The sequence below is a fragment of the Bacteroides sp. CAG:189 genome (assembly GCF_000432295.1).
In the GTDB taxonomy this organism is placed as follows: Bacteria; Bacteroidota; Bacteroidia; order Bacteroidales; family Bacteroidaceae; genus Bacteroides; species Bacteroides salyersiae.
The window spans coordinates 1-15,962 of record NZ_HF991077.1; the positions used below are offsets into that span (position 1 = coordinate 1).

Annotated in this window: 13 protein-coding genes; all 13 read left to right on the forward strand. The window is 35.1% G+C overall.

Going from position 1 to position 15,962, the window contains the following annotated elements; genetic code table 11:
* Positions 1-185: 185 nt before the first annotated feature.
* The 13 genes from wecB to QVP90_RS11325 all read left to right on the forward strand — a co-directional run bounded on the left by wecB (position 186) and on the right by QVP90_RS11325 (position 15,885).
* A complete protein-coding gene (wecB, locus tag QVP90_RS11265) occupies positions 186-1,361 on the forward strand; it encodes a non-hydrolyzing UDP-N-acetylglucosamine 2-epimerase (RefSeq protein ID WP_021936469.1) in 1,176 nt (391 codons plus the stop codon).
* A 42-nt stretch (positions 1,362-1,403) separates the two neighbouring features.
* Positions 1,404-2,627, forward strand: a complete 1,224-nt coding sequence (locus tag QVP90_RS11270; protein ID WP_021936470.1) for a nucleotide sugar dehydrogenase — start codon at positions 1,404-1,406, stop codon at positions 2,625-2,627.
* 116 nt (positions 2,628-2,743) lie between these two features.
* Positions 2,744-5,032 carry a polysaccharide pyruvyl transferase family protein gene (locus tag QVP90_RS11275; RefSeq protein ID WP_264380986.1) on the forward strand — a complete coding sequence of 763 codons (2,289 nt, stop codon included), beginning with the start codon at positions 2,744-2,746 and terminating at the stop codon, positions 5,030-5,032.
* Between the two features lie 64 nt (positions 5,033-5,096).
* The gene (locus tag QVP90_RS11280; RefSeq protein WP_264380987.1) at positions 5,097-6,554 is read left to right on the forward strand and encodes a lipopolysaccharide biosynthesis protein; all 1,458 of its coding nucleotides are present in this window, start codon (positions 5,097-5,099) and stop codon (positions 6,552-6,554) included.
* Positions 6,551-7,561, forward strand: a complete 1,011-nt coding sequence (locus QVP90_RS11285) for a glycosyltransferase family 4 protein (RefSeq protein ID WP_021936473.1) — start codon at positions 6,551-6,553, stop codon at positions 7,559-7,561. Before QVP90_RS11280 ends, QVP90_RS11285 begins: the two co-directional genes overlap by 4 nt.
* Entirely contained in the window at positions 7,558-8,406 is an 849-nt protein-coding gene (locus QVP90_RS11290; protein WP_021936474.1) for a hypothetical protein, read from the forward strand. Before QVP90_RS11285 ends, QVP90_RS11290 begins: the two co-directional genes overlap by 4 nt.
* Positions 8,387-9,682 carry an O-antigen ligase family protein gene (locus QVP90_RS11295; protein WP_264380988.1) on the forward strand — a complete coding sequence of 432 codons (1,296 nt, stop codon included), beginning with the start codon at positions 8,387-8,389 and terminating at the stop codon, positions 9,680-9,682. The genes QVP90_RS11290 and QVP90_RS11295 overlap by 20 nt, the downstream gene beginning before the upstream one ends.
* A complete protein-coding gene (locus tag QVP90_RS11300; protein ID WP_021936476.1) occupies positions 9,679-10,908 on the forward strand; it encodes a glycosyltransferase-like in 1,230 nt (409 codons plus the stop codon). Before QVP90_RS11295 ends, QVP90_RS11300 begins: the two co-directional genes overlap by 4 nt.
* Before the next feature lie 2 nt (positions 10,909-10,910).
* Positions 10,911-12,047 carry a hypothetical protein gene (locus tag QVP90_RS11305; RefSeq protein ID WP_021936477.1) on the forward strand — a complete coding sequence of 379 codons (1,137 nt, stop codon included), beginning with the start codon at positions 10,911-10,913 and terminating at the stop codon, positions 12,045-12,047.
* Positions 12,048-12,165: 118 nt separating this feature from the next.
* Positions 12,166-12,417, forward strand: a complete 252-nt coding sequence (locus tag QVP90_RS11310; RefSeq protein ID WP_406566610.1) for a serine O-acetyltransferase — start codon at positions 12,166-12,168, stop codon at positions 12,415-12,417.
* 4 nt (positions 12,418-12,421) lie between these two features.
* Positions 12,422-13,588 (forward strand): glycosyltransferase, encoded by a 1,167-nt coding sequence (locus tag QVP90_RS11315; protein ID WP_021936479.1) that lies wholly within the window; start codon positions 12,422-12,424, stop codon positions 13,586-13,588.
* A gap of 9 nt (positions 13,589-13,597) precedes the next feature.
* Positions 13,598-14,773 carry a Coenzyme F420 hydrogenase/dehydrogenase, beta subunit C-terminal domain gene (locus QVP90_RS11320; protein ID WP_021936480.1) on the forward strand — a complete coding sequence of 392 codons (1,176 nt, stop codon included), beginning with the start codon at positions 13,598-13,600 and terminating at the stop codon, positions 14,771-14,773.
* The gene (locus QVP90_RS11325; protein WP_021936481.1) at positions 14,770-15,885 is read left to right on the forward strand and encodes a polysaccharide pyruvyl transferase family protein; all 1,116 of its coding nucleotides are present in this window, start codon (positions 14,770-14,772) and stop codon (positions 15,883-15,885) included. Before QVP90_RS11320 ends, QVP90_RS11325 begins: the two co-directional genes overlap by 4 nt.
* The last annotated feature ends 77 nt before the right edge of the window (positions 15,886-15,962 follow it).

Genomic DNA, 15,962 nt, shown 5'->3' on the forward strand with positions numbered 1-15,962 from the left:
CGAATTGTGACTGGTGCAATCGTAATAGGTGGAGTAAATATAGGTGATAATGTAACCATAGCAGCTGGTGTGTAGTGGTTAAAGATGTGCCGGATAATTGTCTGGTAGTAGGTAATCCTGCTATTATAAAGAAAAAAGATGGTGTAAGATGTAATATACCTCTGTAAAAAGATACAATTTTAAATATGAAAAAGATTATGCTTGTCTTCGGTACCCGTCCCGAAGCTATCAAGATGTGTCCGCTTGTAAAGGAATTCCAGACGCGTAAAGATGAATTCGAAACTGTCATTTGTGTAACTGGCCAGCATCGTGAGATGCTGGATCAGGTTCTCACCATCTTTGATGTTAAGCCTGACTATGATCTCAACATCATGAAGCAAGGTCAGGATCTTACTGATGTAACTGCTCGCGTCCTTACTGGACTCCGTGATGTGTTTAAAGAGTGTCATCCGGACATTGTTCTCGTTCATGGTGACACTACAACTTCTACTGCAGGTGCCCTTGCTGCTTTCTATGCACAGATTCCTGTCGGTCACGTAGAGGCCGGTCTCCGTACTCACAACATCTACTCTCCATGGCCAGAGGAGATGAACCGCCAGTTAACAGGTCGCATCGCTACCTACAATTTCTCACCAACTCCGCTCTCTGAAAAGAACCTGCAGGAGGAGAAAGCTTATGGTAGCATCTATGTAACAGGCAACACCGTAATTGATGCTCTTCATATGGTGATAGATAAGTTGAATACTGACGATGCCCTCGCCAGGGAGCAGGACAATGTACTTTCGCAAGCCGGTTATGATATGACTCGTCTTGCTGATGGCAAGAAACTTGTTCTCATTACCGGTCACCGCCGCGAGAACTTTGGTAAAGGCTTTATCCGCATGGTGACCGCCATGAAGGATCTCTCTGAGAAGTATCCCACAGTTGATTTTGTATATCCGATGCATCTCAATCCCAACGTGCGCAAGCCTATCCACGAAGTGTTTGGTGAAAATCTTAGTCGTCCTAACTTCTTTTTCATCGAGCCACTACAGTACCTTGAGTTTGTTTATCTGATGAGTAAAGCCAACATTGTCCTAACCGACTCAGGTGGCATTCAAGAGGAAGCTCCGGGTCTTGGGAAGCCCGTACTCGTGATGCGTGACACCACCGAGCGTCCGGAGGCTCTCTCCAGTGGTACTGTTCACCTTGTGGGTACTGATTACGATAAGATTATGAACGAGGTTAGTACTCTTCTTGATGATGTTAAGGCATACGAGTCAATGAGTAAGGCTGTTAATCCCTATGGTGACGGACAAGCATGCCGCCGAATTGCAGATGTGCTTGCAGGCAAGAAAACTGATCGTTATGATGTGTGCTAAAATGAAGAAATAATAATTAAAACTTTAATATTGTATGGAATTATGGTAAACGTAATCGGATTGGGGTATATAGGTCTGCCTACAGCATTGATGATGGCATCGCATGGTGTAGAAGTGATTGGAACAGACTACAACAAGGAGCTTGTAGCAACCCTTAATGCAGGTAAGACCACTTTTAAGGAGGATGGTCTCGATGAACTTTTCGATGCTGCGGTGAAAGCCGGCATCAAGTTTTCAACCGAGTATCAGAAGACCGACATGTACATCGTCAGTGTTCCTACTCCTTATGACAAATTTTCGAAAAAAGTAGACGCTTGCTATGTAGTGGCTGCTGTCAAGGAAGTTATGAAAGTTTGCCGGAAAGGTGCCATAGTGGTTATCGAGTCAACTGTTAGCCCCGGTACTATGGACAACTTCGTTCGTCCTGTAATAGAGGCTAACGGCTTCCAGATTGGCGAAGACCTCAACCTCGTTCACGCTCCTGAGCGTATCATCCCGGGTAACATGGTTTACGAACTTCTCCACAACAACCGTACCATTGGCGCTGACTCCAAGGAGATTGGCGAGAAAGTAAAGGAGTATTATGCATCCTTCTGCCTAGGTGAAATCATTGTAACTGACATTCGTTCAGCTGAGATGACCAAGGTTGTGGAGAACACCTTCCGTGCTGTCAACATTGCTTTCGCCAATGAGCTTGCACGTATTTGCCGTCACGACAATATGGACGTGTACGAGATCATCAAAATCTGTAACATGCACCCACGTGTAAACATCCTTCAGCCAGGTCCAGGTGTAGGTGGTCATTGTATCTCTGTAGATCCTTGGTTCCTCGTAGGCGACTACCCACGTCTCGCTAAGGTTATTGACGAGTCTATGAAGACCAACGACAGTCAGCCTGAGTTTGTCCTCAACCGTATCCACGAGATCATGAAGGAGAACAATATCGACAATAACCGCAAAGTTGGTCTTTATGGTCTTACTTATAAAGAGAATGTCGATGATTATCGTGAGTCTCCAACCCTTCAGATGCTCGAGCTTCAGGAACGTCACCTTGCACGTCCTCTCAAATGCTACGATCCTTTCCTCATCGGCCACAAGATCGCAGAAAACCAGTATGACGACTTCGATGAGTTCCTCGCCGATGTAGATTTGGTTGTCATTATGGTTAAGCACGACCACATCAAGCAAAATTGGAACAAGATCAAGGGCAAAGTAATTCTTGATTGTTTCAACATCTGCCCTCTTGAGGGTGTATATCATATCTAATTAATTAATAAGGTGAATTACTAAAGGATTTCTGGCAGTACAGGTGGCTGACTTTAGCAACTTTTGTCAGTGTGGTTCAATACCACCTGTCAGAACTAACAATTAAGGGAATAATTATGAATAAACCCAAAATTGGCATAATGACATTTTATGCAGCTCATAACAACGGTGCAGCCTTACAAGCTTTTGCTTTACAGCAGAAACTGAATGAGCTAGGTGCAGATGCTGAATTTCTTCGATATTTTGACCAACATAATGAAAAAGTTGTAGAGAAACACTCACGTCTATACAATCTCATCCACAATCCCAAAATGATTTTTAATATTTTATTTCATTATAAGAGAATTGTGAAGTTAAGAGGGAGGAGGATACTTACTGATCAAGCATATTCCAAGTTTCATATTGAGTATTTCAAGACTTCTCAAGAGCCATATTACAAATATGAGGATCTTTCAGAAGCCAACTATCGCTACAATGGTTTTGTGACAGGAAGCGATATGGTGTGGACTCCAATAGGCCAGAATTTAGAGGCATATTTTTTGCAATTTGCAGATAAGGGGAAGCGCTACTCATTCTCTCCAAGTTTGACTGGAGTAAATGTTCTTACTGAAGAACAACGTGTTTTGATTAAAAAGTACATTGAGGAAATGGATATTGTCTCTTGTCGTGAGCAAGAAGGTGTTTCTTATGTCCAAAAGAATACTACTAAAAAAGCCGTTCAGACATTAGATCCAACTCTTCTTTTAACGAGGGATGAATGGATAAACGAACTAAATATTGAAGTACAAAAAGAGAAAGATCCGTATATTCTTTGCTATATGTTTGGTGGATTGTCAAGATTTCATAAAAAAGAAATTTCTAAAATAGCAAAAGATAGAAATCTTAGAATAAGGTACATTCCAATGGATATGGAGCAAAATGAGATAGAGATTGATAATGGATACAGGATGGGGTATGGACCACGTGAATTTGTTAGTCTCTTCATGAATGCGAACTTCATTATTACCAATACCTATCATGGCTTAATGTTTTCTCTGATTTCTCAAAAACCATTTGCTCTTGTTCATCGAACAAAGAATAATAAGTGGAAGTCTAATGAAGGTAGGATGTCATTTATTCTTCAGATGGTAGGTTTGTCTAAAAGATATATAGATCCAGAACAACCTATCGATGGTAATTTTTTTATACTAACATATGATGAGATAAACACAAAATTGAGAATCGAAAGAGAAAGGTCTATACAGTATCTTGCAAATATAGTTAGTTGCTCAAGAAAGAATGTAATTTCTGAAGTACCTTTATTGGACAACGTATCGAACTTGAACAAGAAAAGTTGTACCGGGTGTGGATTATGTGTGCAGATATGTCCCTTTGGTGCCATTGAGATGAGGTCGGATATAGAGGGTTTTAGATATCCTGTAGTGAATGAACAACGGTGCAAAAAATGTGGGAGATGCACGAAGAGGTGTCCCAGTATAACACCTTTGGAGTTTATGCGTCCAATGGAGGCAATTGCATGTCTTTCTAAGGATACTTTATTAAATAACAGTGCATCAGGAGGTGCGTTTGTGACTCTATCCCGTTACTTTATTAAAGAACTTCACGGGCATGTATTTGGTGCGGTATTTGACAAAAAATTCAAATGTCTGCATACTGAAGCAACTTCAATGAATGAAATACCTGCTATGCAAAGTAGTAAGTATATTCAAAGCAACATCGAACACGTATATATTAGAGTTAAAGAGCTACTATCCATGGATAAATATGTATTGTTTACTGGCACTCCTTGTCAAGTGGCAGCATTACTTTCTTTTGTTGGGACCGCCACCACAGAAAAACTCCTGACCGTAAGTCTAATTTGCCATGGAGTTCCAAGCCCAAAGTATTGGGACACGTATATCACCCAACAATATAAAGGAAAATTGAGTTCATATTCATTTAGAAATAGAAAGGCAAGAGAAGAAGGCCGTACAAGTTACGAGCTAAATGCTGTTGTTGATGGTCGTAATATTAGAGAATCCTGTTTTAGCGACATCTACTATAGTACGTTCCTAAAAGGACTGTCATTTAGAGAATCGTGTTATTACTGCCAATATGCACGACGTGAAAGAATTGGAGACTTGACTTTTGGTGATTTTGATAGTGAAAAATACTATCCTGCTTTTTATCCTAAATCTGCAAAGTCTGTAATAATTGTAAATACTGAAAAAGGACAGAAAATAATAGATAGAATAAAACATTCGTTTGAAACTATCGATATTGATTACGAATTGGAGGCACACCATAATACGCAATTACGCATACCTTCAATAAGACCATCAAAGCGTGATATCTTTTACTATGATTTAAACAATAAGGATTGGGTCTCTTTTGTAAAAAACTATTCAAAATATAATAATGGGTAGTACTAACGCAAATAGCCGAATAGCTAAAAATACAATATTGTTGTATATCAGGATGATTATCCTAATGGCTGTATCCTTATATACCAGTCGAGTTGTATTGGAGGTCTTAGGAGTAGAAGATTATGGACTATATAATGTGGTAGGTGGTGTTGTTACGATGTTCACTTTCTTGAGTTCTGCAATGGGAAACTCTACACAACGATATATCACATATGCATTAGGTAAAGGAAAACTGAACGAATTGCAAAAAACTTTTTCTACTACATGTCTAATCCATTGGCTCCTTGCAGCTATTGTATTAATCTTGTCAGAAACTGTCGGCCTCTGGTTCCTTATTAACAAAATGGTGATTCCAGCAGATCGACTTGTGGCAGCACATTGGGTTTATCAATTTTCTATTTTAGCATGTATTGTTTCAATAGTGAGTATACCCTATAATGCTTTGGTTATAGCCCACGAAAAGATGGGTACATTTGCATTTCTATCTTTGTTTTATGCTTTTGCAAAGTTAGGTATTGCGTATATAATTATGTTTACAAGATACGATCAACTCGTATTTTATGCAGGATTGCTTTTGGCGGTTCAGTTATTGGATAGGGTATTCTATCAAATATACTGTAAAAAACAGTTTTGCGAATCTAGGAATATTAATATGAGGAATATTACCCAACTTAGAGAAATGACAAGTTTTGCAGGTTGGTCAATACTGCCCAATTTAGCTACAGTATGTTATTCTCAGGGTATAAATATTCTCTTAAATATATTTTTTGGACCTGCTATTAATGCAGCGCGAGGGATCTCTGTTCAAGTGCAGGGAGTAGTAAAAAATTTTGTTTCAAATTTTCAAATAGCAGTCAGCCCTCAGATAATAAAAGCATACGCATCTAATGACAAGGGGCGTCTCCATGCTCTTGTATTTAAAAGTTCAAAGATGTCATTTTACCTACTCTTATGTATGGCTCTTCCTATATTGATTGAGGCTGAGTATATATTGGGTGTATGGCTAAAAGAAGTTCCAGACCATACCGCTTCATTTTTGAGACTAATTATACTTGCAATTATTTTAGATCCTTTAGCAAATCCTCTTAGTGTGGCCAATAATGCAACTGGAAACATAAAGAAGTTCAAAATATGGGAATCGTCAATTTGTTTATCGGTAATTCCAATAGGATATTTGTTCCTTGAAATGGGTTTTGAATCTGAAGTAGTATTTGTCATTCAGATAGTTTTGTCCGTTATAGTACAGATTGCCAGAATATCATTGAGTCGTAAGGATATCGATTTCTCTTATTTCGATTATTTGAAAAATGTTGTTTTTTACATCTCGTTAGTATCACTTGTTTCTCCTATATTACCATTATTTATTTATTTTAGATTGCCTGTAGGATTCTTTTCATTCTCATTAGTTTCAGTGTTGAGTGTAATTAGTGTATGTATCTGTGCATATTTGTTAGGACTAAATATGAATGAGAGACATGCGATAAATAGTAAACTGTCAAAAATAATGATGAAATTAAAATGAAGATTCTTGTAAATAGCTATTATAATTTTGCCCAAAATACAGCTGGAGGTGTGTATTCAAAGGTGATGAACTATATTCATTCTGCAAAAGATTCAGATTTAACGATAAAACAATTTGATGTTTGGAATGATAAGGTAATGGATTACGACATTATTCATTATTTTGCATTGAAGGCTGAATTCATGGATCAGATGTACATGGCAAAAAAACTTGGAAAGAAAATTGTAATTTCTTCTATAGTTACTATAGCTGATGCAAAAAGAACACGTCTCAAAATAAAATTTGGTAGATACCTTCATCTACAGACAAATGAAAATATCCGCCAATCTATGTTGCAGATGGCAGATGCTATCATCACTGAAACGCGTAAAGAAAAGGATTATATTGTTGATGCTTATGGTATAGATCCGGTAAAGATTCATGTAATCCCCAATGGTGTTTCTGAAGAGGTACTTGATGGAGATCCTGAATTGATAATGGGTAAACTAGGACTTACTCGACCTTTTGTGTTACAAGTAGGGCGTTTTGATTCAAACAAAAATCAGCTTTCGGTGATTCGTGCGCTAAAGGATACAGACATTCCCGTTGTATTTGTAGGTGGAGCAGACCCCTCTGCACCTAATTATTTTGATCAATGCCAAAAAGAGGCAGGTACAAACTGTTATTTCACAGGTTGGATAAAGCACTCTGATCCATTAATGGCTTCGGCTTATGCTGCAGCAAAGGTCGTTGTTTTGCCTTCTCATCATGAAATTTTTGGAAATGCAATATTTGAAGGTGCTATGACTAAATCAAACATTGTGGCTACTGATGTTTTACCCTTAGATGAATTTGGATTCTCAAAAAATGCAATTGCGATAGATTCAACAAATATTACTGATATTAAAGAGGCCATCATAGAGGCATATAATAAAGAAATTGATGAAAAGTTCTCTGATTTTGTCAAGGAGAAGTATTCATTATCTGCAATTTTTGTACAGCATCTTAACATTTATAAAAGATTATGAATATACTGAGAAAGATATTCAGGGTGTGCTATTCTATTTGGCAGGACCATAAACAAAAGATATCTTGGAAGAGGCAGTATTGTAGATGCATTGAAGAAGAATTGGTAGAATCATCTCATCAATCTTTTGATGATTTGCAAATAAAGAAAATACTAATACTTTGCCCCCATGCCGATGACGAGTGGATTGGCTGTAGTTCATTAATATCCTCTGATAGATATCAAGCTGATGTATTGTATTATAGTCTATATGGATATAATCAAAGCGAGGAGAATAAAGTTATTAGAGATCAAGAGATAAGAAAGTGTGCAATGGATCGTCATTTTTCTTTGCTTACTTCTTCCGATATTACACAGACACTTAAAGATTTATTGGTATCCAATAAATATGATGCAGTATTTTCCCCATCACCTATTGATTGGCATTGGGAACATAGATATGTATTTGACACTTTGGTTGAAGTATATACTAATTTAAAAGTAAGCACGAGAATTTTTTGCTATTTTATTTCTGTGCCACATGTTGATGCCGAAGGTATTTACTTGTCATATTTGGGGGAAAAGAAACAAAAAATGAAATGGCTATTTTTTGATCAGAACTATGCTTCGCAAAAAATGCCTAACATGCGCTATATGCTTCAAGAACGTCTAAATGTTTCAGAAAGCAAGAAATATGCTGCTGAAATATTCCAAGAACTATCGGATCAACGATTACGTAAAATATACAATTATATTCATCAAGACCATGTTGTTGGTTTCCTAAACTCTTTGTCTAAAGAGATTAATAATATTTATCAAATTCGCAAAATTTGCAAACATCTGAGAGATGAGGGATACACTGAATAAATACATACTTCTTGTGTTGACAGTTCTACTAACGGCAAATATGTTTACTGGTATTACCAATAGTTTAACTCTGTCATTTTTAATCATTGCATCACAATTGTTTTGCTTGCGCAAAGAGGATTCGGCAATAGTATTCATGTTGTTAGGATCTGTTTTTGGTTCTTTCTATGCTCAAGAAGGGGTAAGATTTATAGGATCCATATTAATATGGGGATCAGCGATTTTCATGTTTAAAGACCTTATTAGTTATAAAAATAATTGGTTTTCAAATTTTTGGCCTCTATGTATATTCATATTTGTTGTACTCTTTTCTATTATTACAACAACAGGAGGTAATTATAGTGGTGAAAAGTTTATTGCTATGCTAATGAACATCGTTACTTACACTATTGCATTTTCTCATTTAATTTTGTTTCAGGAAAAACATTCTTTTGGTAATATTGGATTAATGTTTATTTTGTACAGTTTGTTTTTATTAGGTTATATGAATGAGTTGATGGGTATAAAAGCATCATTGAATAGTTTGTTATATTCATTTGCTGGGTTTCGTAATGAGATAAATGATTATATTGCAGGTGATAAAGATGTATTTCACATTAATTATCAGAGTATTGGCGTTCATGGATGTATTGGTTTGATATTTACGCTTTTCTCTGTAGATAAAACATCGAAGCGGTTCAACGCATTTGTTGTTGTTCTTTCTGCATTAGTTGTATGGTATGCGGCAGCAAGACAAGCCATTCTATTATATGCTATAATTTGGCTTGCTTATTTATCTGTATATAAAGGACTAAAGTTTAAGAATCTGCTTTTGATATTTTTATTCATTGTGGGAGGATATACAATTCTTTTAAGTCTTGACAGTCAATCTTTAGAATTTTTATTAGGTTCGACGGAGGGCAAGGATTCCGCTCGTGACAATATTATACAGACTGCAATGTCTCAATTTTATGCTAATCCTCTAATGGGAGTTGGTTTCGGCAGATTTCATATAAATGGAGAGTTCGGCTGCAATGAGCATAATTTGTTTGTCGAATTATTAGCAGAAATGGGAATTATTGGTTTTCTTGTTTTTATCTGGTTTACAATTAATCCTTTAATCAAGTCGTATAACCTGATTAAACAAAACATTCAAACCATTTCTCCATTTATTTTGATTTTATTATCGTATTTCCTGAGATCTATGGTAAGTGCAGATTTAAGGGAAACTATTGTTATTCTTATTATTATTTTGTGTATACGAATGTCTTGTAAAAACAAAGCTGTTACAATATGAAATCAACGTCTTTTATCTATTTAAGTGCTAAGCACTACGATGGTACAGTTTTCGAAACTCAAGTAGCAGACTGGTTAAAACTATATAAAGAGAATGGAATATTCTTTAACTATATTCATCTATTCTTTTATCGTGAATTAAAAAAGAAAAACTGGAAACAGCGACAAGAGGATGGAATTAGATCAGCATTAGGAGAATTGTATAAAGGCCATTCCTATTCTTTTCCTTCTCGCGGATTATTCATAAAATTGAATGCACAATTATGGGCAAATAAGATCCGTGAGGTTTCAAAAGATGCAGATCAAATTGTAATATTCTCACGAATGGTTTACGGAAAAGAGATGGGATTACTAAAAAAAATGCTTGGTAAACCTGTGTTTTTTATCTATGATTCAAGGGCTGCATCTGTTGAGGAAAATAAATATAATGCTGTAAAGAAGAGGAAGCTGGATAAGCGTCAATTTGATATGTTTAGCCATATTTCTTTTACGGAATGTGTAACATGTCAAGTTGCTGATAAAATATTCTCTGTATCGAACGTTCTTAAGAAGTACTTGATGATGAATTATGGAATAGATGAAAATAAGTTCTTCATCTATCCTTGTCTATCAGATCAACGAAAATTTTATTATGATGCAAATCTCAGAAAAAACATACGCGATGAACATGGGCTTAAGAATGAACACAAGGTATATCTGTATGCTGGCGGATTATATAACGCCTATCACTCACTTGATGAAGTAGTATCTTTCTTGGATTATGTTGCCCGGAAAGATGATAATGCCCGATTCTTTCTCCTATCCCGTGATACAATTAATCAAAATGATATCCTTGAGCATTATCCTGCTTTGAACGGAAAGTTTATTAACAAAGCTGTACTTAATTCGGAGATGGTCAAATATCTTAATGCGGCTGATTATGGTATTCTGTTCCGAGAGAACGTGCCAATGAATAACGTGGCGTCTCCTTCCAAATTTGCAGAATATATTCTCTGTGGACTCCCGACTATCATTTCCGAAGGCGTTGGTGACTATTCTGCTATATGTGAGCCAAACGGGTTAGGAGTACTTATACCTGAATGGCAGATGAAAAATTTTGCTGAATTTGATTTTCAGAAATTAATCAATTCTACCTTTGATAGAAAGCATATTGCAGAATATGGTAAGGAACACCTTTCAAAACAAGCAAGATTGTCATTCGTAATAGAACAATTTAAGTCATTTTAAAAATGAAATTGAAGCAGATAATAAGTCATAATCTCTTGAATATTCCTGGTTGGCGTACTAAGCGTAAATTAGTCGTTATTGAATCGGATGATTGGGGGGCTATACGTATGCCATCTAAGGAAATTTATAATCAGTTTTTAAAGGAGGGAATTAGGGTAGATAATGATCCTTATTGTCGATATGATAGTTTAGCGAATAAGGAAGACTTGGAAGCATTGTTTGATGTATTGACTTCTGTTAAGGATAAAAACGGTAATTATGCTGTATTTACAGCTGATGCAGTAGTAGCTAATCCTGATTTCAAAAAGATACGAGAAGCTGATTTTTGTGAGTATTTTTATGAACCAATTACTGTGACTATGGCAAATAGTTCTGCTCATGAGCATGTCTTTGATTTATGGAAAGAAGGGATTAAAGAAGGTGTTTTTCATCCACAGTTTCACGGGAGAGAACATTTGAATGTAAAAAAATGGCTTGCTGTACTTCGAGAAGGAAAAGATCTTGTAACTAAAAGGGCATTTGAATTAGGTACTTTTGGGTTGACTTCTAATGTTTCGCCCAATATCCAAGGTAATTATATGGGGGCATTTGATTCTGCAAGAGAGAAGGATATCATAATGTATAAACATGTTATTGAGAGTGGATTGGATTTGTTTAAACAAATATTTGGATATCGATCAGAATCTTTTATTGCTACAACGTATACTTGGAGCCCATTGATAGAGCCGTTTCTAAAAGAAAATGGAGTAAAATATCTTCAAGGTATGGTGACGCAAAAAATACCAATAGATGATGGATGCTCTTTTACATATAGGAAGACAAATTTTCAAGGAACATACAGCAATAGTGGATTGATTTATTTAATGCGAAATTGCTACTTTGAACCTAGCCAAAATCCTAGTTTTGATTGGCTTAATGATTGTCTTAATAGAGTCAATATAGCATTTCGGTGGGGTAAGGCAGCGGTTATAAGTTCACATAGACTGAATTTTATTGGTAATATAGATGTGCAAAACAAAGATAGGAATATAGTTTTATTTCGGAATTTGTTGAATGAAATTGTGAAGAAATGGCCGGATGTTGAGTTTATTTCTTCGGATGAGTTAGGAAAAAATATAGAAGGTAATTGCGGTATATGATAAGAAATAATTTTGATTGTAAGTATTAGATATAAAATGAAAATAGGAATAAATACATGTGGATCGGGATTGTATATATCTCATATTGTTTTTCTTAAGAGTTGCAACAAAAGCACGGGTGGGGAAGAATTGCTTAATAACTCCAGAAGTAGTAATAGGAACAAAACACACTTTTGATAACGTACCAACCATTGGAGATAATGTGGAGATTGCTTTAAGGGCAAAGATTATAGGTAAAGTTTTTATTGGGAATAACGTGGTTATTGCTCCGAACTTAGTAGTGGTGAAAGATATACCGGATAATTGTGTCGTTTCTGGAATTCCTGCAAAAATTATTAAAAAAGATGGTATTAAAGTAAACTCCAATTGATATAATGATAAAGAAAAAAATACTTCTTGTTATTCCTTATAATCGTGGAACAATTGGCTTATGCTCTTTAAACTTGTATAAATCTTTATTGAAAAGTGCTACTACGGAAGTAAGATGTGCCATGATTCATAAGTTTGAGAATGGTTATGATGAATTGGAACATTGTGAATATTGCATAAAAGGAAGAAGTCATGGCTTGAGGCGTTTTATTATGCCTTTTATAGAGAGGAAGTGGTTGAGAAAAATAAAGAAAGAGTTTTCTCCGGATGTAACAATATCTACTTTATTTAGTTGCTCAACTGTAAACGTCCTTGCAGGGGGGAAGGAAACTAAAATTGGTATTTTCCATTCTCCGCATACACAAGTGAAAGAAAAAGGAAAAATCGAATATTTGATAACATTATTTACTTACCATTATATATATCCGCATTTAGATTATCTGTATTGTGTGAGTAATGAAGTACGAAATTCGATAGTTAATTCTTTTTCTTCTATTAATCCACAGCAAGTGGAGGTTGTTTACAATATTCATGATAAAGAAAATATTGTAAATAAATCTTTAGAGAAACTATCTGAGATGGAACAGGAGGTATTCAAATTTCCTGTTATATTATATTGTGGTCGATTAGATAAAAATAAAGCACCGGATAGAATATTGCAGGCTTTTATAAGGCAAAAAGAGTTATTTCCTTATATACAATTAGTATATATAGGGCAGGATGTAGATCATCTTTGGAGTGGTTTATATGAGGAAGCCATCAATGCTGGTATTGGAGAGCGGGTTCATTATTGGGGAAGACAAAATAATCCATATAAATATATGAGGCATGCAAAAGTATTGGTTTCATGCTCGTATAGTGAAGGACTTCCTGGAGTTATAATTGAGTCTATGTTATTGAATACTCCTGTAATTACGACAAATTCTTCTGAAGGTGTTTGGGAGATTCTTAGTTGTGATGGAGACTATTCTTCTGATTTAAATGGAATATATATTGCAGGAAAAGGAATAATTACATCAAATAATTCTTTTAAATTGATTGAAGAATATGATACAGATATAAAAAATTTGTCTGAAGCATTGAGGGTGATACTGAACGAATCTTTTGAAAAAGTTCCATTCCTTTTTGAAAAAAATATTCTTCCGGAATATGTTGTAAGTAAATATATATAATATTTTTTGATGTTTACAAATATATCTTTTGTGAAAGGTTGTTATGGGTGTGGTGTCTGTGCTATCTCATGTCCTAAACAAATTATCATTATCCGATTAAATGAGGACGGATTTTATGAACCTTATATAAGCGAATTGGACAAATGTATAAACTGTTCTCAATGTCTGTCTGTCTGTGCATATCTTAATGATGAAATAACATTATCTTCAAACGAAATAGAGGCTTATGCCGGATGGAGTAAAGATGAGACTGTATTGAACAGGTGCTCTACAGGAGGTGTTGCTTATGAAATGGGTAAAATGTTATTGGCAGGTGGCTATAAGGCATGTGGCGTAAAATATAATGTTGATTTGGATAGGGCGGAACATTTTATGGCTGAAAATATAGAGGAGTTTTCAGCAAGTGTTGGCTCTAAATATATACCCAGCTATACATTGGATGCATTTTCTGTGATTAACCGTGATGATAATTATTTTGTAACAGGTACTCCTTGTCAAATAGATTCTATACGTAAATATATACGAAGAAGAAAGATAGAGGAGCATTTTGTTTTAATGGATTTTTTCTGTCATGGTGTTCCATCTATGTTATTATGGAAAAAATATCTGGATTTCGTAAAGAACTCGGTAGATATAATTAAAGATGTTTCTTGGAGAAATAAGAATGATGGTTGGCACGACTCATGGGCTATGGGAATTAATCAGTGTGGTGGAAATGAAAATAATGGAATCGGACAATTTACTTATTTTTCTAAATTGACAGATGGAGATCTGTTTTATAAATTCTTTTTAGGAAACAGTTGTTTGGGGAAAGCTTGTTATAGTAAATGTAAGTATAAAGCTCTTTCATCATCCGCAGATATTCGTATAGGAGATTTGTGGGGAAACGCGTATAAGAAGAATGACAAAGGGGTTAACGGTATTCTTGTTTTTACGGATAAAGGGAGAAGAGTTATTACTAAACTTCAAGAAACCTGTGTTTTAAAAAAGGAAGTAGTTTCAGTTGTGCTGGAAGGGCAAATGAGGGAAAAAGTTAGTCGTCCTTTTATTTATCCATATGTACTTAAGGCTCTAAAGAGTGACAATGAACTTCATGAGATTTATTCTGATTATTTGAAACCATATAAAATATTAATGATTCCTAAAAGAGTTTTTAATAAGATTAAAAGGATGATTGCTAAATGAAAAGAATTAAAACTATAACATCTCATGATGTATATAATTACGGTGCTTCTTTACAAGCATATGCTTTGATGAAATATTTACAAGAAAAAGGCTGCGAGGTACAGGTAATTGATTATAAACCCAGCTATGCTAATGCTCGATATAATTTTTGGTATATGGATACGAAATATAAATGGGGAAATATCTTTATTCTAAAGTTTTTAGTATGTTTATTATTAGCTCCTAAAAGATTCTATACATATGAAAGAAAAAAAGCGTTTGATTCATTTACTCTGAAATATTTATGTCTTACAAAAAAGAAATATTTTTCTTATGATGCTTTGAAAGAAGATGCAGAGTTATGTGCTGATGTTTTTATAGTAGGAAGTGATCAAGTTTGGAATTCTAATCATGCGAATGGTAAAGATCCTGCAAATTATTTAGGATTTGTACGGGGAAAGGCTAAAAAGATGTCGTATGCTGCCAGTTTTGGTATGGATCATATTGAAAAAGGATATGAACTGTTTGTGAAACAAATGCTTGAAAATTTTGAGTTGATTACTGTAAGAGAAAAGCATGGAGTCGAAATTCTTTCTGGACTTGGTATTGTATCCAAGCAAGTAGTAGATCCTGTTTTTTTGTTAGATAGAGAAAAGTGGAATTCAATAGCTGAATCGAAAACATTGGATGAGGATTATATTTTAGTTTATGATTTTGGGAATAATCCTTTAATAAAAGTTTTTGCTCAAGAGTATGCTCGAAAGCACAAAGTGAAAATATATTCGATTAATGATTTTATTCCACATCGATATGCGGATAAAAATATAAATAATGCAGGTCCGGAAGCTTTTTTGAATTGGATAAGAAATGCAAAGTGCTTTATTTCCAATTCTTTTCATGGAACTGCGTTTTCTATTATTTATGAAATACCCTTTTGGGTGTTTAAACGTAAAGATTGTGTTAATTCAAGAATGGATTCTTTGTTGGATATGGTAGGCTTGGAGAACAGAGTCATTGAAGATGATACTTCTTTTGAACGAATGGATGAGGATATAGATTATCAATCAGTGAAAAGAAATCTTGAAAGGAATATTGCTTTTTCAAAGGAAATTTTATTACGATCTATATCTTGAATATGCGAAAAATATTGCAGCTAAATACTACCGTGAATACTGGCAGTACCGGACGTATTGCAGAAGAAATCGGTAGA